This window comes from Rhodospirillales bacterium, assembly GCA_023898805.1.
Classification (GTDB): Bacteria; Pseudomonadota; Alphaproteobacteria; order Micavibrionales; family UBA1664; genus UBA6145.
Map to the genome: position 1 here is coordinate 1,160,453 of CP060260.1, position 22,457 is coordinate 1,182,909.

24 protein-coding genes are annotated in these 22,457 nt (G+C 61.8%); 17 read left to right on the plus strand and 7 right to left on the minus strand.

The window, feature by feature from the left end:
• The first annotated feature begins 10 nt into the window (after positions 1-10).
• Positions 11-862: a 3'-kinase gene (locus tag H6866_05705; protein USO06941.1), complete on the plus strand. Its 852-nt coding sequence runs from the start codon at positions 11-13 to the stop codon at positions 860-862.
• The gene (locus tag H6866_05710; protein USO06942.1) at positions 846-1,556 is read left to right on the plus strand and encodes a 16S rRNA (uracil(1498)-N(3))-methyltransferase; all 711 of its coding nucleotides are present in this window, start codon (positions 846-848) and stop codon (positions 1,554-1,556) included. Before H6866_05705 ends, H6866_05710 begins: the two co-directional genes overlap by 17 nt.
• On the opposite strand, the gene H6866_05715 is transcribed toward H6866_05710, so the two are convergent.
• Both H6866_05715 and tldD read right to left on the minus strand, forming a co-directional pair.
• Positions 1,537-1,929, minus strand: coding sequence for an MAPEG family protein (locus H6866_05715; GenBank protein ID USO06943.1), 393 nt, complete (start codon positions 1,927-1,929; stop codon positions 1,537-1,539). The genes H6866_05710 and H6866_05715 overlap by 20 nt on opposite strands.
• A gap of 56 nt (positions 1,930-1,985) precedes the next feature.
• Positions 1,986-3,419 carry a metalloprotease TldD gene (gene tldD, locus H6866_05720; protein ID USO06944.1) on the minus strand — a complete coding sequence of 478 codons (1,434 nt, stop codon included), beginning with the start codon at positions 3,417-3,419 and terminating at the stop codon, positions 1,986-1,988.
• Between the two features lie 93 nt (positions 3,420-3,512).
• On the opposite strand from tldD, the gene H6866_05725 reads away from it, so the two are divergent.
• Entirely contained in the window at positions 3,513-4,118 is a 606-nt protein-coding gene (locus H6866_05725; protein ID USO06945.1) for a TerD family protein, read from the plus strand.
• On the opposite strand, the gene H6866_05730 is transcribed toward H6866_05725, so the two are convergent.
• Positions 4,115-5,563: a hypothetical protein gene (locus tag H6866_05730; GenBank protein ID USO06946.1), complete on the minus strand. Its 1,449-nt coding sequence runs from the start codon at positions 5,561-5,563 to the stop codon at positions 4,115-4,117. The two genes, H6866_05725 and H6866_05730, sit on opposite strands and share 4 nt — an antisense overlap.
• A gap of 104 nt (positions 5,564-5,667) precedes the next feature.
• On the opposite strand from H6866_05730, the gene guaA reads away from it, so the two are divergent.
• From guaA to H6866_05765, 7 genes are all read left to right on the plus strand, one after another.
• Entirely contained in the window at positions 5,668-7,227 is a 1,560-nt protein-coding gene (gene guaA, locus H6866_05735) for a glutamine-hydrolyzing GMP synthase (GenBank protein USO08605.1), read from the plus strand.
• 101 nt (positions 7,228-7,328) lie between these two features.
• On the plus strand, positions 7,329-7,910 hold the full coding sequence (gene ahpC, locus H6866_05740; protein USO08606.1) for a peroxiredoxin: 582 nt from the start codon (positions 7,329-7,331) through the stop codon (positions 7,908-7,910).
• A gap of 195 nt (positions 7,911-8,105) precedes the next feature.
• The gene (locus H6866_05745) at positions 8,106-9,494 is read left to right on the plus strand and encodes a threonine synthase (GenBank protein ID USO08607.1); all 1,389 of its coding nucleotides are present in this window, start codon (positions 8,106-8,108) and stop codon (positions 9,492-9,494) included.
• 32 nt (positions 9,495-9,526) lie between these two features.
• Entirely contained in the window at positions 9,527-10,132 is a 606-nt protein-coding gene (locus H6866_05750) for a YqgE/AlgH family protein (protein USO06947.1), read from the plus strand.
• Positions 10,133-10,203: 71 nt separating this feature from the next.
• Positions 10,204-11,028: an ABC transporter permease gene (locus H6866_05755; GenBank protein USO08608.1), complete on the plus strand. Its 825-nt coding sequence runs from the start codon at positions 10,204-10,206 to the stop codon at positions 11,026-11,028.
• Positions 11,025-11,789, plus strand: a complete 765-nt coding sequence (locus H6866_05760) for an ATP-binding cassette domain-containing protein (GenBank protein USO06948.1) — start codon at positions 11,025-11,027, stop codon at positions 11,787-11,789. Before H6866_05755 ends, H6866_05760 begins: the two co-directional genes overlap by 4 nt.
• A gap of 151 nt (positions 11,790-11,940) precedes the next feature.
• The gene (locus H6866_05765) at positions 11,941-12,483 is read left to right on the plus strand and encodes a hypothetical protein (protein USO06949.1); all 543 of its coding nucleotides are present in this window, start codon (positions 11,941-11,943) and stop codon (positions 12,481-12,483) included.
• A gap of 3 nt (positions 12,484-12,486) precedes the next feature.
• On the opposite strand, the gene H6866_05770 is transcribed toward H6866_05765, so the two are convergent.
• From H6866_05770 to hemC, 4 genes are read right to left on the minus strand one after another with little or no spacing between them, the layout of a single operon-like run.
• Positions 12,487-13,860, minus strand: coding sequence for a heme biosynthesis protein HemY (locus H6866_05770; GenBank protein USO06950.1), 1,374 nt, complete (start codon positions 13,858-13,860; stop codon positions 12,487-12,489).
• Between the two features lie 15 nt (positions 13,861-13,875).
• Positions 13,876-15,609 carry a hypothetical protein gene (locus tag H6866_05775; GenBank protein ID USO06951.1) on the minus strand — a complete coding sequence of 578 codons (1,734 nt, stop codon included), beginning with the start codon at positions 15,607-15,609 and terminating at the stop codon, positions 13,876-13,878.
• 11 nt (positions 15,610-15,620) lie between these two features.
• Entirely contained in the window at positions 15,621-16,373 is a 753-nt protein-coding gene (locus H6866_05780) for a uroporphyrinogen-III synthase (protein ID USO06952.1), read from the minus strand.
• A 58-nt stretch (positions 16,374-16,431) separates the two neighbouring features.
• Positions 16,432-17,367: a hydroxymethylbilane synthase gene (gene hemC / locus H6866_05785; GenBank protein ID USO08609.1), complete on the minus strand. Its 936-nt coding sequence runs from the start codon at positions 17,365-17,367 to the stop codon at positions 16,432-16,434.
• A 241-nt stretch (positions 17,368-17,608) separates the two neighbouring features.
• On the opposite strand from hemC, the gene tsaD reads away from it, so the two are divergent.
• From tsaD to H6866_05820, 7 genes are all read left to right on the plus strand, one after another.
• Positions 17,609-18,661 carry a tRNA (adenosine(37)-N6)-threonylcarbamoyltransferase complex transferase subunit TsaD gene (gene tsaD, locus H6866_05790; GenBank protein ID USO08610.1) on the plus strand — a complete coding sequence of 351 codons (1,053 nt, stop codon included), beginning with the start codon at positions 17,609-17,611 and terminating at the stop codon, positions 18,659-18,661.
• Positions 18,658-19,650 carry an NAD(P)-dependent glycerol-3-phosphate dehydrogenase gene (locus H6866_05795; protein USO06953.1) on the plus strand — a complete coding sequence of 331 codons (993 nt, stop codon included), beginning with the start codon at positions 18,658-18,660 and terminating at the stop codon, positions 19,648-19,650. Before tsaD ends, H6866_05795 begins: the two co-directional genes overlap by 4 nt.
• Before the next feature lie 2 nt (positions 19,651-19,652).
• The gene (locus H6866_05800; protein USO06954.1) at positions 19,653-20,231 is read left to right on the plus strand and encodes a hypothetical protein; all 579 of its coding nucleotides are present in this window, start codon (positions 19,653-19,655) and stop codon (positions 20,229-20,231) included.
• Entirely contained in the window at positions 20,224-20,802 is a 579-nt protein-coding gene (locus tag H6866_05805; GenBank protein USO06955.1) for a hypothetical protein, read from the plus strand. Before H6866_05800 ends, H6866_05805 begins: the two co-directional genes overlap by 8 nt.
• 112 nt (positions 20,803-20,914) lie before the next feature.
• Complete coding sequence (rplK, locus tag H6866_05810) at positions 20,915-21,358, plus strand: 50S ribosomal protein L11 (protein ID USO06956.1); 444 nt, start codon at positions 20,915-20,917, stop codon at positions 21,356-21,358.
• A 1-nt stretch (position 21,359) separates the two neighbouring features.
• Complete coding sequence (rplA, locus tag H6866_05815; GenBank protein USO06957.1) at positions 21,360-22,100, plus strand: 50S ribosomal protein L1; 741 nt, start codon at positions 21,360-21,362, stop codon at positions 22,098-22,100.
• A 119-nt stretch (positions 22,101-22,219) separates the two neighbouring features.
• The gene (locus H6866_05820) at positions 22,220-22,453 is read left to right on the plus strand and encodes a hypothetical protein (GenBank protein ID USO06958.1); all 234 of its coding nucleotides are present in this window, start codon (positions 22,220-22,222) and stop codon (positions 22,451-22,453) included.
• Positions 22,454-22,457 lie beyond the last annotated feature (4 nt).

Below are 22,457 nucleotides of genomic sequence, written 5' to 3' on the forward strand. Positions count from 1 at the left end.
TACCCCTAGCATGGAACTGGAGGCTTACCAATCGCGCTGGTCCTTGACCAATCCGGTGCAACTGGCCGAAACGCCGACCAGCGCGCTGTACCGCGTGCGCCGCGCGGACGGCGGCGCGGCGGTCCTCAAGATTCTGACCGAACTGGGCCGCGCGGACGAGGCGGCGGGCGCCCCGTGGCTCGATTACATTGATGGCGATGGGGCTGTGAATCTTCTGGCCCATGATGACGGCGCGCATCTGCTGGAATATCTCGGCGGCGCCACGCTGGTGCCGATGGTTGCGGCGGGTGACGATGCGGGGGCCACCGCCATTGTCGTCGATGTCGTGAAAAAACTGCACGGACCGAAAAACAAATCCGTGCCTGTGGGTCTTCCAACCCTGCGCGAACGCTTTCGCGCCCTGTTTGATCGTCGTGACGACACATCGTTTTTCAGCCGTGGCGCACAGCTTGCGGAAACGCTTTTGAATTCTCAGTCCGAAATACGTTCGCTGCACGGCGACTTGCATCACCTCAATATCCTGCATGGTCCGCGCGGTTGGTGCGCGATCGACCCAAAGGGGATTCTGGGCGACCCGCATTACGAACTGGCAGCCCTGTTCGGCAATCCGCACGGTATGCCGCATCTGACCGATGATCCTGCGCGGGCGTGTGCAATGGTGGCACAATGCGCGCAGGCGCTGGGGCTGGATTCAGGCCGGATTCTGGCGTTTGCGGCGGCGCAATCCGCGCTTTCTGCGGCATGGAATTTGATGGATGGGTTGGACCCGGCGCATGACTTTGCCTTGGGTCGGGTTCTTTTCGGTTTGATCGATGCGCCCGCGGCGCACAAGGCAGGCAGAAACTATGGACGATCTTTATAAATACCCGCGCGTTTATGTGGATGCGCCGCTGGCGGCAGGTGCGGATCTGACGCTCGATGCCGATCATGCGCACCACCTGCGCGTGGTGCTGCGCCGGGGTGACGGCGACCGCATTCGCCTGTTCAACGGACGGAATGGCGAATTTCTGGCCGCGCTTGTCTGCGCCGGCAAACGCGACGTGGTCGCGCGCATCGAAACCGGCTTGCGGTCCTTCGTACCGCGCACCCGCCGCCTGCGCCTGTTTTTCGCGCCGTTGAAAAAGGACCGTATGGACGCATTGATCGATTGCGCGGTGCAGCTCGACGCCACCGATCTTCACCCCGTGCTGACCGAACGGACCGAAGTGCGGGAACTGAAATCCGACAAACTAGCCGCCCATATCCGTGACGCTGCCCAGCAATGCGAGCGCATGGACCTGCCGGTGCTGCACGCGCTTGCCCCGCTGGACCGCGCGTTGGCGGGGCTTGACTGCCCGCTTTTTGCCGGGGTGGAGCGTTGCGACCTCAAACCCCTGCGCGACATGCTGGTGCCCGCAGGGGACGCGGCCGCGCTGGTGGGGCCGGTCGGCGGCTGGACGCAGGGCGAACGCGCGATGTTGCTGGAACGCCCGGGCATCGTGCCGGTCACGCTCGGCCCCAACGTGCTGCGCGCGGAAACGGCGGTCGCGGCGATGCTTACCCGGCTGGCGTCATGAATGTCGTGCCATCAAGGATCAACGCGATACCCAGACCCGCCATCAGCCCCAGCGTCAATACAGTGCCGATGGCGCGCGCGGGCATGATGTCGCGCTTGAGGCCGAGTATGTGCAAAAACCGTCCGGCCAGCAGGATGACCCCGACGCCATGCAGCACATACAGGCTGCCCGCCTGTAATTCATATAACCCCATCAGCAACAGGGTAAACGGCGCGTATTCCGCGAAATTCCCATGCGTACGTACCGTACGTATCAATGCCGTGTCGCCATTATCGCCGAATGACACGCCCAGACGGATGCGCGCCCGCACCACCTGAAAGCTCAACACCGCGTAAACCAGCGCCAGTATCCCCGCATACAAACCTGTAACCATTTTTTCTCCCCTTTTTTGTCTATCCTTGTTTCATTCCGGCCTGGATGACTGTGAGATCACGCGTCGGTGCCGCCCACCGTAAGCCCGTCCATCAAGACCGTTGGCTGGCCTACGCCGACCGGCACGCCCTGACCGTCCTTGCCGCAGGTACCGATGCCATGGTCGAGCGCCATGTCGTTGCCCACCATCCGCACGCGCTTGAGCGCGTCCGCCCCCTTGCCGATCAGCGTCGCGCCCTTGACAGGCGCGGTAATTCGCCCGTCCTCGATCAGATACGCCTCGCTGGCCGCGAACACGAACTGCCCCGAAGTGATGTCCACCTGTCCGCCGCCGAAATGCGGTGCGTATATGCCGCGCTTGACCGAGGCGATAATTGCCTGTGGGTCGTGCGGTCCGGCCAACATGAACGTGTTGGTCATGCGCGGCATCGGTTTGTGCGCGTATGATTCCCGCCGTCCGTTGCCGGTGGGTTTCATGCCCGTCAGCCGCGCGTTCAGCCGGTCCTGCATCAGGCCTGTCAGCACGCCGTTTTCGATCAATACGTTGCGCTGGCTGGGCGTGCCTTCGTCGTCGATGGTGATCGATCCGCGCCGCCCCTCGATGGTGCCGTCGTCAACCACGGTGACGTGTTCGCTGGCGACGCGCTGGCCGATCATGCCGCCGAACACCGAAGTGCCCTTGCGGTGGAAATCGCCTTCCAGCCCGTGGCCCACCGCCTCGTGCAGCATGATCCCCGGCCATCCTGGCCCCAGCACCACGTCCATTTCACCGGCGGGCGCGGGCCGCGCCTCCAGCGCTACGCGCGCCAGCCGCACCGCCTCGTCCACAGCGCCTTGCCAGCGTTTCGGGTCGGTGAACAGCGCGTAATCCGCGCGCCCGCCCCATCCTTCGTGCCCGCTTTCGATCCGCCCGCCGTCATCCAGCGTGACACTGACATCCATGCGCACCAGCGGACGGGTGTCGGCGATGCGCGTACCGTCCGCGCGCAAAATCTGCACCACCTGCCACTGCCCCGATAACGTGACGCTCACCTGCTTGACGCGCGGGTCGGCCCGACGCGCGTAATCCTCGACCTCGGAAAGCAGCGCGACCTTGCGCTCGAATGGCAGGGATTCAAGCGGGTTTGCATCGGCGTACAAATGCCGGTTGGTCGATGCCGGAGCCAGCGCCATGGTCCCCGCATGGCCGCCCGCGACCGCGCGCACGGTTTCCGCCGCGCGTTTAAGCGCGCCTTCGCTGATCTCGCCCGCATGGGCGTACGCGGTCAGCTCGCCCACGACCGCGCGCAAACCAAACCCCGCATGTACGTCGAACGACGCGGATTTCAAAACGCCGTCGTCCCGGCTCAGGAATTCCGAGGCGTCGTATTCCAAAAAAAGCTCGCCGTCCTCGCACCCTTCAAGAGCACTGCGCACCGTGCGTGCGGCCAACTCCGGATCAAGGCCGGTGCGGGTAAAGAACAACGTGTCGGAAAGGCTAAGGTCGCTCATGCCATATCGCTCATTGTTGTGCCCCGAATCCCTGTGCTAAAGTCGTGAAAACGACCTGATTCTAAGCCCTCGCGGCGGGAAGACAAGACGATAATGACCGACAGAAAAGACAACCTCGACGATATCAACCTCTCGGCCATGGATGCCGGTCTTAAAAAGCTGATTTTCGGCTGCGGCTGGGAATTTCCGGCCATCGACACCGAAAAGCCGGATGTCGATCTATGCTGCTTTCTGCTTGGCCGCGACGGCATCACCCGCGAGGACGAGGATTTTATCTTCTACAACAACATGCAAGGCGCGGAGCTGGCGGTGAAGCATTTGGGCGACAACCGGCCCGACATCGAGGGGCCGGTGGATGGCGGCGGGGATAACGAGGCGGTGATGGTCGACCTGACCAACCTGTCCTTCGACGTCTGGCGCATCGTCTTCGTCGCCGCGATCTATCAGGGCAATGACCGCGACCAAAGTTTCAGCCAGATCAAGGCCCTGACCGCACGCGTCGAAAACGCAGATTCCGGGGCGGAACTGCACCGCATCGTCATTCCCGGCACGCGCGTGCCCGATGCGACGGCGGTCAAAATCGCCGAACTTTACCGTGAGGGCGTGCAATGGCACATCCACCCGCTTTGTGAGCCTGCGCTTGGCGGCCTTGCCGAAATCGCCCGCGCCTACGGGCTTCAGATTTCCTCGACGACCTAACGGAAAACCGGATGCATGCCCACGCCTAAGGGTTGGTCCGGTTCGGTCGGCAAATCGGCCAGTTGTGCCCTGATCTTTCCGGTTACGGCCCGAATTACGGGTTCGGCATTTTTGCCGTCATATAAATCCGGTTCCCCGGGGTTTTGAGCGTACAAATCGATCCCGTAAATTTCGGCAATCCCCTTGATGGCGCTGTAATCGTCCGTGACCGTGGATGCGGTGCGCTTGATGAAATCCTCATCCAGAAGAGCGGCCAGATCGCCAACCGGCAGCATCGCCTTGATCGGCGGGTATTCCTGTACCCAGCACGCGGGGTCGCCGATGGCACACAGAAAAACTTCGGCCCGTTCCGGGTCTTTCGACAATACCGCGACGCTGGCGGCAAACAGATCGACGCATTTTTGCAAAAGGCCGTCATATGGGCTGGCGGCTTTGTTGGCTGTATCCGAGAGCGACGAAGCTTCACCCGGACGAAATGCGCTCTTGGGCGATATCAGTCGCGAAATGGTCTGGCTTGCGATATGGTGGGCCCGTGCATCGGGCGCGATCATGCCGATCAGCCTGTCGAGAACCGGGAGCGCCGCCGTCACCTGAAAGGCGCTCCGGTCGGTCATGTGTGCGACGGCGTTCTCCGCGGCGTTGGGATCAAGTTTGTCCCAGATCGTCAGTGTGACCGGCAGCAATACCGAGGCCAGTTCGCGGGTCTGGACGCCGCCCATAAGCGTGTATTTGAAAAAAGAAACAAAGAAATCCTGCGTTTTTTGATCGGGCGATTTATCGGCAGCCAGCACATGCACATCGTCAACGAATGCGTCCAAAAATCCTTGCATTTCCGCCTCTCGTACGCTGCCATCCTTGAGGAGGGACAATCGCAACCCGGCGCGCTGGTGAAGGTCCATTGCGGGATCCGCAAGGCTTTCGGCCTGCAAGGCTTCACGCTCGGACCGGGATAAGGAAAAATAGTTCGTAAAAAGACCGGCGCGGACAAGCCGAAACGCCGCATAGGGCGACAGCCTGCGCAACGCTGCGAAATCGCCATGCATGGCGTCCGCGGTGTCGGAAAAAACCGTGGCCGACATATTCTTGCCGTGCATCCGCATCACCTGCAGACGTCCATACAGCCGCTTGCGCAGACGCGTTGTGTCATCCGAGGACCGCATCAACGCGGCGCGCGCCAGTTTGATTTGTATGCGCATATGCTGGGTCAGGCTTTTTTGCGCGCTGCTCTGGCTGGCCACGAAACGCTTTAAGTTCTGCATGCGCCTTTTGGGCCGCAGCGGCAGCTCGAACACGACCCGGCGTTGCCAACCCGAAACGGGGCTGCCCACGATCCGCGCCAGTCTTTGGTCGAATTCCGCGCGCGCATCCTCGCTCAGGCGCGCGACATCGCCGCGCACGAATACATCGACGCAAAAAGTCTTAAGCCATTCCAGATCGCTGTGCATAATACCCCTGTCTATTTTATGAAAAAATAACCGGGCTGCGCGCCCGTGTCAATTTTGCCCAAAGCCGCGTGCTTTACAGCCCTCTTGTAACGCTTTAAGTCCTGATCATGGCTTCCCACGATCATATCCTTATTCTCGATTTCGGCTCTCAGGTCACCCAACTGATCGCAAGGCGCATCCGCGAATCCGGGGTTTATTGCGAAATCTGGCCCTTCAACCATGCAGACGACGCGCGCATCCGCGCCTTTGCCCCGCGCGGCGTGGTGCTTTCCGGCTCGCCTTGCTCGGTGCGGGATGAAGGGTCGCCGCGCGCGCCGCAAACCGTCTTCGATCTGGGCGTGCCGGTGCTGGGCATCTGCTATGGCCAGCAGACCATGTGCGAACAATTGGGCGGCAAGGTCGAATCCGGCCACCACCGCGAATTCGGCAAGGCGATGCTGCGTATCGACAAACAATGCGCGCTGTATGACGGGGTCTGGGAACAGGGCCGGGAATATCAGGTCTGGATGTCGCATGGCGACCGGGTGACCGCGCTGCCCGACGGGTTCGGTGTGGTCGCGACCTCGGCAAACGCGCCCTGCGCCGCCATCGCGAATGAATCGCGCAAAATCTACGCGGTCCAGTTCCACCCCGAAGTGGTGCACACCCCGGACGGCGCGAAGCTCCTTTCCAATTTCACCCATAAAATCTGCGGCTGCGCGGGCGACTGGACGATGGCGTCCTTTAGGGCCGAGGAAGTGGCCCGCATCCGCGCGCAGGTGGGCGACGCGAAAGTCATATGCGGGCTTTCCGGCGGGGTCGATTCTTCCGTGGCGGCGGTGTTGATCCATGAAGCGATTGGCGACAATCTGACCTGCATCTACGTCGATACCGGCCTGATGCGCGCGGGCGAATCCGAACAGGTGGTGAAACTCTTCCGCGACCATTACAACATCCCCCTGATTCACGAGGATGCGCGCGCCCTGTTTTTGAGACACCTCGACGGCGTCAGCGATCCCGAAGTCAAACGCAAGACCATCGGCAAACTGTTCATCGACGTGTTCGACGATTGCGCGAAACGCGTCGGCGGCGCAAAATTTTTGGCGCAAGGCACACTTTATCCCGACGTCATCGAATCCGTGTCCTTCACCGGCGGTCCGTCGGTAACCATCAAGTCGCACCACAACGTGGGCGGTCTGCCCGAACGCATGGATTTGAAACTGGTCGAACCGTTGCGCGAATTGTTCAAGGACGAGGTCCGCGCGCTCGGCGTCGAACTTGGCCTGCACCCGGATTTCGTGGGCCGCCACCCGTTCCCCGGCCCCGGGCTTGCCATTCGTATTCCGGGTGAAATCACGGGCGAAAAACTGGAAATCCTGCGCAAGGCCGATGTGGTGTACCTTGACGAAATCCGCAAGGCGGGCCTGTACGACGAAATCTGGCAGGCCTTTGCGGTGCTTCTGCCGGTCAGGACCGTGGGCGTGATGGGCGACGAACGCTCGTATGATTACGTCTGCGCTCTGCGCGCGGTGACAAGCACCGACGGTATGACGGCGGAATCCTACCCCTTCACCCACGATTTCCTGACCCGCGCCGCCACCCGCATCATCAACGAGGTCCGCGGCATCAACCGCGTCGTCTACGACGTCACCTCCAAACCCCCCGGCACGATCGAGTGGGAGTGAGGTGCCGTTTCTATTGCGCCGCACCACGGCATCCGTTAGTTTGACCCCGAAACCCAACGAAAAACAAAGGAAGCCGCGCCATGCAAGCCGCAAACGCCAATATGCCCCAGCCCGCCCCGATCAGCATCGTCAACACGAGCGTGAAGCCGTTCAAGGCCACCGCCTATCATAACGGCGAATTCAAGACGGTGACCGACGCCGATCTGCGCGGCAAATGGTCGGTGGTGATGTTCTACCCCGCCGATTTCACCTTTGTCTGCCCGACCGAACTGGGCGACGTCGCCGCGCATTACGACACCTTCAAACAACTGGGGGTCGAGGTCTATTCCGTGTCCACCGACACGCATTTCTGCCACAAGGCCTGGCACGACACCTCGGACACCATCAAGAAGATCGACTTTCCTATGGTCGGCGACCCGACGGGTACGATCTGCCGCAATTTCGGCGTGATGATCGAGGAAGAGGGCCTTGCCCTGCGCGGCACCTTCGTGATCAACCCCGAAGGCGTGATCAAGACCGCCGAGGTGCACGATCTTGGCATCGGCCGTTCGGCCGCAGAACTGATCCGCAAGGTTCAGGCCGCGCAATTCGTGGCCGAGCATGGCGGCGAGGTCTGCCCCGCCAGCTGGCAGCCGGGTGGCGACACCCTGAAACCCAGCCTCAAGATGGTCGGCAAGATCTGATCGCGCATAATCGAATATCCATCGCCCGGTCAAACCGGGCGATGCCGTAATGCGCTTCGTGATCTTCGTGGTTAATACCTCCTTCAACATGGATTGCCGCGTTGGGCTTTGGCCCGCCGCGTAATGGCGAGTCATCAGGGCGCGGAGCGCGGCATTTCCATGGACATGGGCCGCGAATGTCCTATTCTGGGCGGCATGCGCTATTGTTCCACCCGCTCCGACGCGGCGCCGATTGGCTTTTCCGATGTCCTGATGCGCGGCCTCGCGCCGGATGGCGGCCTGTACGTACCGGAAACCTGGCCCGCGCTGACACGGCCCGCGCAAGGCGCCGGATACATCGAAACCGCCTTCAGCGTCCTTGCGCCTTTTTGCGCGCCCGATTTGAACCAGCCCACCCTTCTGACCTTGCTGGAAGATACATACACGCCACGTACAGACGGGTTTTCGACACCCTTGGTCGCGCCGCTGCGCCGCCTTGACGACCGGCTTTCGGTGCTTGAACTCTTTCACGGTCCGACCCTCGCTTTCAAGGACGTGGCGTTGCAGCTTCTTGGCCGCCTGTTCGGTCACAACCTTGCGACCACGGGCAAAAAAATCACGATTCTGGGTGCAACGTCCGGCGATACCGGTTCCGCCGCGATCGAAGGTTGCCGCCACGCGGCGGGCGCCGAGATTTTCATTCTCTATCCCCATAATCGCCCTTCCGAGGTTCAGCGCCGACAGATGACGACCGTCGACGCGCCCAACGTCCATGCGATCGCGATTGAAGGCGATTTCGACGATTGCCAGGCCATCGTCAAGACGCTGTTCGCCGATGCGGGATTTCGCGCGCGGCGGAATCTTTCGGCGGTCAATTCGATCAACTGGGCGCGCATCGCGGCCCAGATCGTTTATTACGTACATGCCGCGTACGCCCATGCCCGGCCGGTCAACGTCATCGTCCCGACCGGAAATTTCGGTAATATCTATGCCGCGTACGCCGCCAAAAAAATGGGCGCGCCGATTGCCCGGCTGGTCGTCGCCTCCAACCGCAACGACATCCTGCCGCGCGTGATCGAAACGGGCCGGATGGAGCGCCGCCCGGTCGAACCCTCGCTTTCACCCAGCATGGACATCCAGATTTCCAGCAATTTCGAACGCCTGATATTCGACCTTCTCGACCGTGACCCGGCGGCGAGTGCGCTGGCGATGGGCGATTTTACGCGCGCAGGCGTGCTGGCATTGCCCGATCACGCTTGCGAAATTCTGCGCGAAAACTTTGCCGGTATGCGTTGCGACGATGCGCAAACCTTGGCCGCCATTACCGCGGCGAAACGCGATTATGACTATCTGATCGACCCGCACACCGCCACCGCCTTTCATGCATGGAATGGGCTGAAAAACGAACTGGAAGGACCGTGCGTCGCGCTGGCCTGCGCCCATCCGGCCAAATTTCCGGATGCGGTCGAACGCGCGACGGGAATCCGCCCCGCTTTGCCGCACGCAATGGCGGATTTGCTGGACCGGCGCGAGCGATTCACGGTCCTGCCCGCAGATTCTGACGCGGTGCGTGGCTTTATCGAAAAAAACACCGGCTTTGCTTGAATCGCGTCTTGCGGACGTGCGACACTGGAAAGATGCAACCCATCCTCCCGTCTTCCGGCACACCCGCCGATGCCAAACCGGCGCGGACGTTTCTGGCCGGAAAACTGCTTCTGGCCATGCCCGCGATGGGCGATCCGCGCTTTGAACGGGCGGTGATTTTTGTATGCGCGCACGACGCGGCCGGGGCGATGGGCATCGTGATCAACAACGAAATGTCGCATGTCCCGCTTTCCCTGCTGCTGGCCCAGCTTTCCCTGCCCACGGGCGAGGCGTTCGAGGATTTTCCGGTTCTTCAGGGCGGCCCGGTGGAAACCGCGCGGGGGCTTTTGCTCCATTCCTCTGACGTGATGAAAAGTGAATCGATCCGTATCGACCGCGATTTTGCCGTCACCGGCACGATTGAGGCGCTGCGCGAAATTGTTTCCGGCGCCGGTCCGTCCGACAAATTATTCGCGCTTGGCTACGCGGGCTGGAGCGCGGGCCAGCTCGAACAGGAAATCGCCGCCAATGCATGGCTGGTGGTGGACGCCGACCCGGAACTGGTGTTCCGCACGCCTGCCGCCCGGAAATGGGAAAAGGCGCTGCGCAAGCTGGGCATCGACCCTGGCCTGCTGTCTGGCGCCGCCGGTCACGCCTGATCCGCCGGCGCGCGGACCCTGACCATCCCAACCCCTTTACATCATTGCATTAAACGTGCGTAATGCGCGCCATGGAACTGCGCAAGACGGACCTCGTCATCCTTTCCGGCCTTGGTCGCCCGGTACTCGATTTATGCGAAACCGTGGGCCATTCGGTGATGCATTTCTTTGCGTCCGTAGGACGGCTGACGGAATTTGCGCTTCAGGCATTCCTGCACATGCTGCTGCCGCCGTGGTTCGGCCGCCAGATCGGCCGTCAGTTCGTCGATATCGGTTATTACTCGCTGGCCGTGGTTGGGTTGACCACGTTGTTTTCAGGCATGGTGCTGGCGCTGCAATCCTATACCGGCTTCGCGCGTTTTAATGCCGAGGGTGCGATCGCCAACGTTGTCGCCCTGTCCATCACCCGCGAACTGGCCCCGGTGTTGGCCGGGCTGATGGTCGCGGGCCGTATCGGCGCCTCGATCGCGGCCGAGATCGGCACGATGCGCGTGACCGAACAGATCGACGCCCTGACCACGCTTTCGGTCAACCCGTTCAAATATCTGGTCGCGCCGCGTATCCTTGCGGGTACGCTGATCATGCCGGTTCTGGTGTTGATCGGCGATGTCATCGGTATTTTCGGCGGCTTCGTGGTCGCGGTGTTCCGCCTTGGCTTCAACGCCTATCATTATATCGACCAGACCGCGCAGTTTCTTGAACCCATCGACGTCGGCTCCGGCCTGGTCAAGGCGGCGGTCTTCGGTTTCATCGTCACCCTGATGGGCTGCTACAACGGCTATAATTCGGATCGCGGGGCGCAGGGTGTGGGCGCGGCGACCACCAACGCGGTCGTTTCGGCCTCGATCCTGATTTTGATCTTCAACTATCTGCTTACGCAGGTGTTCTTCTCATGACCGACAAGCTCGTCCTGCGCGATGTCCGCAAGGCTTTCGGGCCCAAACAGGTGCTCAGAGGCATCGATCTGAACGTGCCCAAGGGCTCATCGATGGTGATCATCGGCGGCTCCGGCACTGGTAAGTCGGTGATGCTTAAATGCGTGCTGGGGTTGATTCACCCGGATGGCGGCGAAATTCTGATCGACGGCGATCGCATCGACCGCGCACGCGGACGCAAGCGCGACGCGTTCATGCGCAAATTCGGAATGCTGTTTCAGGGCGGCGCGCTGTTCGATTCCCTGCCTGTATGGGAAAACGTGGCCTTCGGCCTGATCTACGGGAAAAAGATGCCGCGCGAACAGGCACGCCCGATCGCGCTTGAAAAGCTCAAAAGCGTGGGGTTGGGTGACAAGGTCGCCGATCTTTTCCCGGCCGAGCTTTCGGGCGGGATGCAAAAACGCGTGAGCCTCGCCCGCGCTATCGCGGCCAATCCCGAGATCATCTTTTTCGACGAACCGACCACCGGCCTCGACCCGATCATGGCCGACGTCATCAACGAACTGATCGTCCAGTGCGTACGCGATCTGGGCGCGACGGCGCTGACCATCACCCATGACATGGCTTCGGCGCGCAAGATCGCGGACCATGTCGCAATGATTTATGACGGCCGCATCATCTGGACCGGGCCGGTCGCCGATCTGGACAATTCCGGCAATCCTTACGTCGATCAGTTTATCCACGGGCGCGCCAGCGGCCCGATTGGCCGCAGCGCAGCATAAAATACAAAATAAAGTTGTCGCGTGCCGCCCGCGCCCGTACCCTTTTTCCATGACATCCATGTCCGTCCCCCCGGATCCGGGGGATGTATCCAGATTTGCCGCTCTTTTTCGCCGCGCCGCATCCTGTGACGGCGTGTCTAGGAACGGGGACATGGATGCCGGCGCGATTTCTGCGCGAGATATCCGCCCGCGCATGCTCGCGCTGATCGAAGCCTTTTCTCAACCCTCTCCCTACCCGCTGCATAACGGCGAACGCATCTTGCGCCCTGCTTTGGCAGGACCGGACAGCGCTGAAATCTCTTTTTATACCGCTACGGAAAAGGATCATCGCGGGGTCGTATGGGATTGCCTGGTGCTTAATGATTTTGGCGGCGAAAAAAGCCTGCATGACCGCATCCTGATCCTGATGTTTTCACCCCATAGCCGTAATATTAAAATCTATTACGGCGAGAAGGGGACCGAGGCATATGACAACGGTTTCTATTACCAGCCCGAAATCGATTATACCGATATCGATACGGCCACGGCCTCGCTGGCCCATTACCTGACGACCAGCGACAATATGGGTGCCTTCGGAGACGTGTTCACGCGAATGGAGCGATTGGCGCAGCGCTATGAACGCCGACAGGTATCCGGCCGCATGGCTGGCATGGCAAGTCGCGTTCCGGTCATGGCCTCAAACTTTACGGCCTGAATTTTACGCTGCGTGGCTTTCGATCAATTGCAGTGCGTCGCCCGAATCCGGCAAAGCGGAAAGCGCCGTGGGCATGCGCCGCACCTGCGCCGGGTCGTCCCAGACGATGGAGTTGAACGAATTTTGCGGCGGCGCAAACGGCATCCATGCGGGATAGATGCGGCCCGTTTCACGGCATACCCACACCCGGTCCGGAGCAGCGGAGGTTGATTGTTCCAGGCACAGCGCGGCGGCGTGTGCATGGCCTGTCTTTTCCTCAAGTTGCGCCATCAGGCGGCAGGATTTCGCACTACGGCGGACCAGTTGCGCGGCGTCGATATGGCTGCGCGCCTCGCCGGTCAGGCTTTGCGCCAGCGCCGATTCCGCCAGCATCAGGTGTGAATCTTCATGCGCCGGGCTGGCAGCGGCGAGTTTTTCAAGCCACTGATAAGCTTTGTCCGGCGTGGCGCTACCCTCCGGTGCAAGTTTGACCCACGCCGCTTTAAGATCGGGGTGCGGCTGCGCCTTCCAGCTTTTTTCGATGACGCGCAAGGCCCCTTTACGTTCGTTGCGGCGGATCAGGAACGGAATGTAGAACAGCGCGGCAGGCAGGAAATTCGGCGCGACGTCGTATGCCTCGCGCGCCAGCAGATAGGATTGGTCCGCCTGTCCGCGCGTCTGCGCCTCCATCGCGCGCGCCAGAATCATCGCGGCGCGGTCGGCACGACCCTGCGCGGCGTCGACCGCCTTGACCTTGCCCATGCGCGCCAGAATGTCCTGCGCCTCGTTCCAGTTGCGCTGCCGCAGCTCCAGCGTATACAGCGTGCGCAGGATCCAGCCCTGCCGCGGATGCATCCGCACCGCCTGCCGTGCCAGCACCAGCGCCTGATCCGGCTGATGCCGGTCGAGCGCGATCTGTAGCAATCCGCGCACGCCGATGAATGCGGTTTCTCTGGTATTTAAAAGTTCGCGAAATGCGGTTTCTGCCGCGACCGGATCGCCTTTCAGCCGCGCGGTCATGCCTGCCAGAAGTGGCACTAGGCCGTGATCGTTGCGTATCAGTTTGCGCGCGCGCCCAGCCTGTTTTTCGGCCTGCGCGGCATCACCGGCTGCGATTGCCGAAAGCCCGTAGCTGACGGCCTGCAGCGCCTGATCCTGCGAACGTGCCTCCAGCTTGCGGGAAATAATGCCCGGCGTGGCCTTGAGCGCGAGCCACAGGCGATAGATCCACGCAAATACGATCGCGAACAAAACAACGCCGAAGATCAGAAGCCCGGTCTGGATCTCGATGTCGTATCCCATCCATTGCAACGAAGTGCGACCGGGTTGCAACGCAAGCCAGATGCCCCCCGCGCCTAACGCGGCGATCCACCCCAATGTCCAAATTGTCCTGAACATTGCGGCCGTCCTTTCCTATTGCTGGATGGTAATGGTGGGTGCCGGCGCGGAACTGGCGTCGCCCGCCTGCGGTTCTACCGTATCGGGTGCTGCCAATGGCGTAACCGGCGGCGTAACCGATGGTGCAATCTCCGGCGCAACCTGCGTTGCGCTTTCAGGCATCGTTGTCGGCGTGATCGTGTTACGGTTCAAATCGATCGGCCCCGCGCCGCTGCCTGAAAGTTGCGAAAGCCCTGTGCGGATGCGGTTGGTGATCGCCTGCACCAGTTGCGTGTCCAGCGATTGCGCCGCCAGCGTTGCGGCGGCCTTGGTTTCCCAAGGCTGCGCGGCGGTGCGGGCCGCGCCGTCCAGCGTCTGCAGGGTCGCCATCGCACCCGCGACGTCGCCGGCGTCAAGCTGCGCGCTCGCGCGCTGGATGATTGCGTGCTCGGCCGAACCGCCGGCCACCGCCTCGCCGTTTTTCTGGATCGTGAACAGGCCCTCGATCCGTCCCATGATTTTTTCCTTCATCGACACGTCCTCGCCCTTCAGCTTGGCGGTGACGATGTCGTTCGCCGAATCCATCAGCGCGCGTTTAAGCCCGGCGGACGACAGAACCCCGCTTTCGGCATAGGGCGCAAGCTTGTCGATCGACGCGGTCAGTTCCGGGTCCGTGCCCTGTGCCACCTGCCGCAGCAGATTCAGGTCCTCGGCGAAGGGCGTTTCACGATTGATCGATTCACGCAGCTCGCTCAGCACCAGAAGCATCGCTGCCGCGCCAAGGTCTTGCGCCGACACGTCTTGCAACTGGCGACCCAATGCGCCGTTTTCACTCTTTGCCTGCTCCAGCGCGGCGCTCAGGTTCTGGGTCTGGCCCTGCATCGTAGTGACCAGATTGCGCAACTCCGTAATCGCATTTTGCCAGTCGCCGGAATTTTGCGCCGAATGCGCCATCGATTCCATCTGGCCTGCCATCGTTGACAATTGCGGGGGCAGGGCGCTGCCGCTTTGCGTCAGACGTTGTTCAATCACTGCCAGACGTTGCAGGATCGGGCTGTTGCCGTCGGTGACCCCGCGCGCCATTTCGGCAAGACCTTGCGCCGTTGTACCGATCACGGTGGTCAGATTGTCGACCTGTTGGACAAGGCCGGAATTTTGGGTAGGTGTGGCGGGTGCCCGATTGCTTTGCTGCGCCATCTGCGCCATGCGCGCCTCGATCGCGCCCATATCGGGCGCTGGGCGCGGCCCGCCGAACAAAACGAATCCAGCGCCGCCGATCACGATCATCAATCCAAGCGTGGTCAGAAAACTGGTGCGCCGCGCGGTGCGCCGGATCTGGCGCAGCGCGTCCGGCCCGTACCCGGCAGAAGCGGATGCATGAACGGATGCGCTGGCGGATGGCTTTGCTGTCGTTGGTTTGACTTGTGCCTCGGTGCGCGGCGGAAGGGAAGCGGAAGAAGCCGGCGTCGAAGCGGAGTCCGCCGCTGCGGGGCGCGGCGCGGCGCGCAGCGCCGGGTCTTCGGGAATGTTGCCGCGCTGGTTCTGGTTCGCGCTTTCGGGCATCAGACCCTTCAGGTCGATCTGGAATTGCGCGGCGGCGGAAAGAATTTCGTCGCGTCGTATCGCGGGAATGGCGTCGCGCTTTTTCCACCCCTGCACCGTGGTTACGGGCACGTTCAGCTTCGATGCCATCGGGCGGATGCCGCCAAAACGTTCGACGATCGCTTCACCGTTCGGGATCACGTCGTCCTGTTGGATTGCTTCGCTCATTTTTCTCTCCCTCACTCCGGTCTTTGCACGCGGCCGGCTGAATTCACGTCGCGCAGCAATGCAAGCAGCGCGTCCTCGTCAGGGCTTGCGGCGGTGTACGCTTCAAATCCACCCGTCGATCCAAGGGACTCTAGCACGCTCTCCGCCAGACACAAGAGTTTGATTCCAGCCCATGCCGACAGGTTTTCGTACGCTTGTACGTTTCTGGTAAAAGCCGTGGCGCCGCGCGGGGAATGCAGGGTTATGGCCGCGATTCGGCCGCCCGCCAGTGCCGTGCGCAAAGCCTGCGAAAATCCCGTCGCCATCCGTGTTTCGTACACCACCAATGGCGTGACCATGGCTGGAACGCGGTCAAATGCCGCGCGCGTGCCGCGGGCAAGTTCGCGCCCGCATACATGCAACAATTTTGTCGTGCGCGTGATGTCCTTCCGGCGGCGCAGATACGTGGCCAGATGCGCCACATCCCCGCCGCCTTCATGCACGTCCTTCCACCCGGCTTGTCGCGCTACCGCCCCGGCCTGCCGCCCGACCGCGTAAAGCGGCTTGTCCAGAAGGGGTGTGACATCGGGCATATGTGCAAGCGCATGCGCGGACGTGATGACCACCCCATCGTATTGCGCGGCGTCCGGCGGTGGCACGTCGCCGGTTGCATACACGGCCAGCATCGGTTCGACCAGCGGCTCATACCCCATGGCCGCGACGCGAACCGCCAACGCATCCGCGCCGGGCCGTGTACGGGTGATGACGATGACGGGTTTGCTCATGTGTTTGGTTATAAACCGGCGCGGCGGAAACGTAAAACCGCCGGCCTTCAATACGGCGCTACGCTACCAGCGCCCGGTATATCGCATCCGGCACCAGCGCGCGCAACGCCTGTCCGGCATGGCGGCCCAGCGCCTGTGCCTCCGCGACGGTGGCCACGGATGCGTGTTCATCGACATGATACATCTCGGTGCCGTCGAGTGTCGCAACAAAGCCGCGCAAACGCATCGTGCCGGGCTGCGAAAACACGGCATAACTGCCGATCGGGGTGGCGCACGACCCTTCCAGCACGGCCAGCAATTCGCGCTCCGCCTCGGTCATCAGCCGGGTTTCCGGGTGGCCGATCGGGTCCAGCAGGGCGCGGATCTGCGCATCGTCCTGCCGCGTTTCCACGACCACGCTGCCTTGTCCGCCGGCGGGCAGCATGATTTCGGGTTCGATGTAAGAGGTGATCGCGCTTTCATGCCCCAACCGCTTGAGGCCGATCGCGGCCAGAATGATCGCGTCCACCTGACCCGCGCGCAGTTTCTCAAGACGCGTGTCGACATTGCCCCGGAACGTCACGACCTTAAGGTCCGGACGCCGGTGCAGAATGACCGATTGCCGCCGCACGCTGCTGGTGCCGACGATCGCGCCGGCGGGCAGGGCGTCAAGCGTTTCGGCCTTTGGCGAAATAAACGCGTCGCGCGCATCGCCGCGCGGCAGGAAATGGTCAAGCGCGAATCCGCGCGTGACCGGCGTCGGCACGTCCTTCAGGCTGTGCACCCCGATATCGACATGCCCCGTGCGCAGGCATTCCTCGATGTTCTGGACATACAGGCCCTTGCCCCCGGCGGTTTCGGAAAGCCGTACCTCGCCTTGTTGCGGGCGCCAGTCGCCATCGGTCTTGATGACGATGGTTTCAATCTCGATCCCCGGATGCGCGGCGCGCAACGCGGCGCCGATCATTTCGGTCTGGGTCAGGGCAAGGCGGCTGCCGCGCGTGCCGATCCTGATTTTTTTTGGCTTCAAATCCATATCGCGCCTGTATTAGTGTCGTGCCCGCATTACAGTGTGACGCACATAAAAAACGATCAAGAGGCACCGCGCTGTACGGCGGCGACCGCCGCCGCGCGAGCTTGTGCGAGCGAAGCTACGCGGCGTTTGAGCGCCCACATAAATCAATTCGATTTATGTGGCTTAGGCTATAGTGTCCTTTTGCCCAAAGGGAAAGGAAAATTCGGTGTCCGTGCGCCCCTTGCACGTTCTGGGAATCGAAACCAGCTGCGATGAAACCGCCGCCGCCATCGTGCGCGACGACGGTACGGTGCTGGCGAACGTGGTTTATTCCCAGATCGCGGATCATGCGCCCTATGGCGGCGTGGTGCCGGAAATCGCTGCGCGCGCGCATCTTGACGCGCTCAACCGGGTGATCGATGCGGCCTTTGCAAAGGCGGGCGCAAGTGCGGGTATCGCGCCCGCCGACCTTGATGCCGTGGCCGCGACCGCCGGACCCGGATTGATCGGCGGGGTGATGGTCGGCATGATGACCGGCAAGGCGCTTGCCGCCTATCTCGGTAAACCGTTTATCGGTGTCAACCATCTGGAGGGGCACGCGCTCAGCCCCCGGCTCGACCCGGGTGTGGAATTCCCTTATCTGCTCTTGCTGGTGTCCGGCGGCCATACCCAGATACTGCTGGCCGAGGGCGTTGGAAAATACACGCGTCTTGGTGCCACCATCGACGACGCGGCGGGCGAATGCTTCGACAAATCCGCCAAGCTTCTGGGTCTGCCCCAGCCGGGCGGGCCGGCGCTGGAGGCGCTGGCGAACACGGCGCAAAATCCGGCCCGCTTTGCCCTGCCGCGCCCTCTGCGCGGAAAACCGGGCAATGATCTGTCCTTCTCCGGGCTCAAGACCGCGATGCGCGAAAGCATCGACCGCCTGTCGGTTGATGGTGAAATCGCCCGGGCCGATGCCGCCGATCTGGCCGCCGCGCTGCAAACGGCGGTGGCGGAGCATCTGGCGGATCGTGTACGCCGCGCGCTGGCCGCCTGTACGTTGCAACCCGTTGCACTGGTCGCGGCCGGCGGTGTGGCGGCGAACGGGGCCGTACGTGCTGCGCTTCAGACGGTCGCGAAGGATGCGGGATTACCCTTCCTTGCGCCGCCAGCCGCTTTTTGCACCGACAACGGCGCAATGATTGCCTGGGCCGGGATCGAGCGTCTGAAACGCGGGGATGTGGATGGTCTTGATTTGCCCGCCCGCCCCCGCTGGCCACTCGATCAAAAACATGCAACGGTGAATGGATGAGCGAATGTGTCAACATCATCGGCGGCGGCGCCTGGGGTACCGCGCTAGCGCAGGTTCAGGCGCGCGCGGGGCGCGGCGTCACGCTTTGGGCGCGCGAGCACGCGGTGGTGGCGGCCGTCAACAACGTGGGCGAAAACACGCCTTTCCTGCCCGGGGTCGAGCTGCATCGCAACATTCATGCGACCGAGGATCTGGGCGCGGCGATCGACGCGGATATTTTGTTGTTGGTCGTTCCCACGCAATATCTGCGCGCGATCTTGCGCGAGGCCGGTGCCGACCGTCTTGCGGGCAAGACGCTGGTCCTGTGCGCCAAAGGTATTGAAATCGAAACCGGCGAACTGCTTTCCCGCGTCGTGCGCGAGGTCGTGCCCGGCGCAGAAATCGCGGTGATGAGCGGCCCCACCTTCGCGCGCGAAATCGCGATGGACCTGCCTGCGGCGGTGACGCTGGCCGCGCCGACCATCGAACGCGCGCGCGATCTTGCCGCGCTTCTGGGTTCCCGCACCTTCCGCCCTTATGCCAGCGACGACGTGGCGGGTGCCGAAATCGGCGGCGCGGTCAAAAACGTGCTGGCCATCGCCTGCGGCGTGGTCGCGGGCCGTAAATACGGCGACTCGGCACGCGCGGCGCTGCTTACGCGCGGCATGTCGGAAATGATGCGCTTGGGCGCGCTTATGGGCGGTCGGCGCGAAACCTTGATGGGCATGTGCGGTCTGGGCGATCTGGTTTTGACCGCGACCTCGATGCAGTCGCGTAATTTTTCGCTTGGCTTTGCGCTGGGCGAGGGACGGAAACTCGCCGACATCATGGCCGAGCGTTCGGCCGTGACCGAAGGGGTGCACACCGCCGTGGCCATCCGCCGCCTGACCCACGCGCGCGGCATCTCGTTGCCGGTTCTCGATGCGATTCACGACTTGCTGCACGGCGACGCCGATGTCGAAACCGTGATCGACGGCTTGCTCTCGCGGCCTTTTGGTGACGAGGCCTGAGCGTGGATGCGAAAAGCGTCTATGGCCTCGTTTCCGTTGCAGTCACGTTGATCGGCATTGCTCCTTACATAGCGGGCATGTTGCGCGGCCATACCAAGCCGCACATGTTTTCCTGGTTTTTATGGGGATTCACGAGCTGGATCGTGATGGCGGCGCAAACATGGGACCATGCGGGTGCCGGCAGTTGGGCGATGCTGACGGCGGCGCTTGTCTGTACGTCCGTCTTTATCTTGTGTTTCTGGGTTGGCGAAAAGAACATCACGCGCGCCGACTGGGTCATGTTCTCAATCGGCCTTGCGGCCGTTCCTGCATGGATGATCACGAAAAACCCTTTGCTTTCTGTCGTTATCGTTTCTCTGGTCGACCTTGTCGCCTATGGCCCCACGATCCGTAAATCATGGACGAAGCCGCGTGACGAGGTCGCCTTCATGTATATGACGGCAGGGACATGGCAGGCCTTTTCGCTGCTGGCCATGGAGCGTTTTACCCTTGTGAACGTTCTCTCGCCCGCCAGTCTTTTGTGTATAAACTGCCTTTTCGTGCCGTATCTTCTGATCCGGAGGCGTTTCACCGATGGGTGACCTTAAATCGTGGTTCGGCGCGTTGGCGGCCCTGCTTGCGGTTCTCGCGCATGTTCCTTATTTCATCGCCATCCTGCGCGGCACCAACCGCCCGCATATTTTTACCTGGATCATATGGACGCTGTTGACCGTGATCGCGGCGTCGGCGCAGATCGTGGGCGCCGCAGGTCCCGGCGCGTGGTCGACCGTGGTCACGGCCTTCATGTGCGTGGCGATCACGGCGGCCACTGTGAAAAAGGGCGAACGGGACATTACCCGCGCCGACTGGCTGATGTTCGCGGCGGGCACCGCGGCGCTGCCGGTCTGGATGCTGACCAGCGATCCGCTCTGGGCGGTCGTGATCGTGACGGTCATCGACGCGCTGGCCTTCGGCCCCACGATTCGCAAATCATGGCGCAGACCGGATCAGGAAAACATCACCATGTACGCGGTCAACCTGGTCCGGCATTGTCTGGCCATTGCCGCCATCGCGCAGTATTCCCTTGTAACCACCCTTTATCCGGCGATGCTGCTGGCCATGAATATGGTGATGTTCGTGATGCTGACATCGCGCCGTCGCGCCCGGGTGTAGAAAATCCTTGCCTTTTTGTTCCTGAAATGATTAAAAACCCCCGTTTTACGTGGGAGGGCCGCTCCGGTCCGGACCACGAAAACGTTCAACACTGCTGTAAAGGAGAAAAACTATGGCAGCACCCAAGGGCAAACAGCCCGTGGGCTTCATCAAGCTGGAAGTTCCGGCTGGTGCGGCCAACCCCTCGCCGCCGATCGGCCCTGCGCTCGGTCAACGCGGTCTTAACATCATGGATTTCTGCAAAGGATTCAACGACCAGACTAAGGACCTTGAAAAAGGGATGCCCTGCCCGGTCGTGATTTCGGTCTACGCCGACCGTTCCTTCACCTTTGTGATCAAAACCCCGCCCACGGGTTACCTGCTGCAAAAAGCGGCGAAGATCCAGAAGGGCGCCAAGACCCCCTCGCGCGAGATCGCGGGCAAGGTCACGAAAAAACAGGTCCGCGAAATCGCCGAGCTCAAGATGAAGGACCTCAACGCCAAGGACATCGAAGGCGCGATGCGCATGGTCGAAGGTTCGGCGCGTTCCGCCGGCATCGAAGTGGCGGAGGGTTAAGATGACTGCCAAAAAAGAAACCAAGGGCGCGAAACGCCAGCCCGGCGACAAACGCACCAAACGCCAGCAGAAATTTTCCGCCGTTGGGCGCGAAAAGCTTTATACGCTGGCCGACGCGGTGAAACTGGTCAAGGCGAACGCCAACACCAAGTTCGATGAATCGATCGACATCGCGGTCAACCTCAACGCCGATCCGAAATACGCCGACCAGCAGGTCCGCGGCATGACGGAACTGCCGCACGGCACGGGCAAATCGCTGCGCGTCGCGGTCTTCGCCAGAGGGCCCAAGGCGGAAGAGGCGAAAAAGGCCGGGGCCGATATGGTCGGCGCCGACGACCTGCTTGAAAGCATGAACGCCGGCAACGTCGATTACGACCGCGTGATCGCGACGCCGGACCTGATGCCGCTGGTCGGCCGTCTGGGCAAGGTGCTGGGTCCCAAGGGCCTGATGCCGAACCCGAAACTCGGCACCGTGACCATGGACGTGAAAAAAGCGGTGGAATCGGCCAAGGCCGGCTCGATCGAATTCCGCGTCGAAAAAGCGGGCATCGTGCAGGCCGGGGTGGGGCGCGCTTCCTTCTCGGAACAGCAACTGGCCGAAAACATCAAGGCGTTCATCGACGCCCTGAACAAGGCCAAACCATCGGGCATCAAGGGCACCTACATGAAAAAGGCGTCGGTGTCCTCGACCATGGGTCCGGGCGTCAAGCTCGACCTCGTGGCGCTGCTTGCCGTGGCCTGATAAAATTCATCCGCTACGAAAAAGCCCGGCGCACCGCCGGGCTTTTTTATTTTTACGGACGTCTTTTTGGCCAGAACCAGGTTTTGACAATCCATGTGTGATAGGCCATTTATGCGCGCATGAAACCGGCCAGAAACGTAAAAAATCAGGTCACGCTCAAGGACCGGCGCGCGCATCTTGGCGGCTATGACCCGGATTCTTTTGTCGAGGACCCGGACTGGCAGACGCGCTATCGCGGCGGACGCGGAAAAAAACCATGGTATTTCGTGGCGTTGTTGGCGCTGGTCCTGCTGATGGGTCTGGCCCGGCGTTTTGGCCTTTTTACCCTTTTGGGCTGGCATGCCGTACGCTGACCTG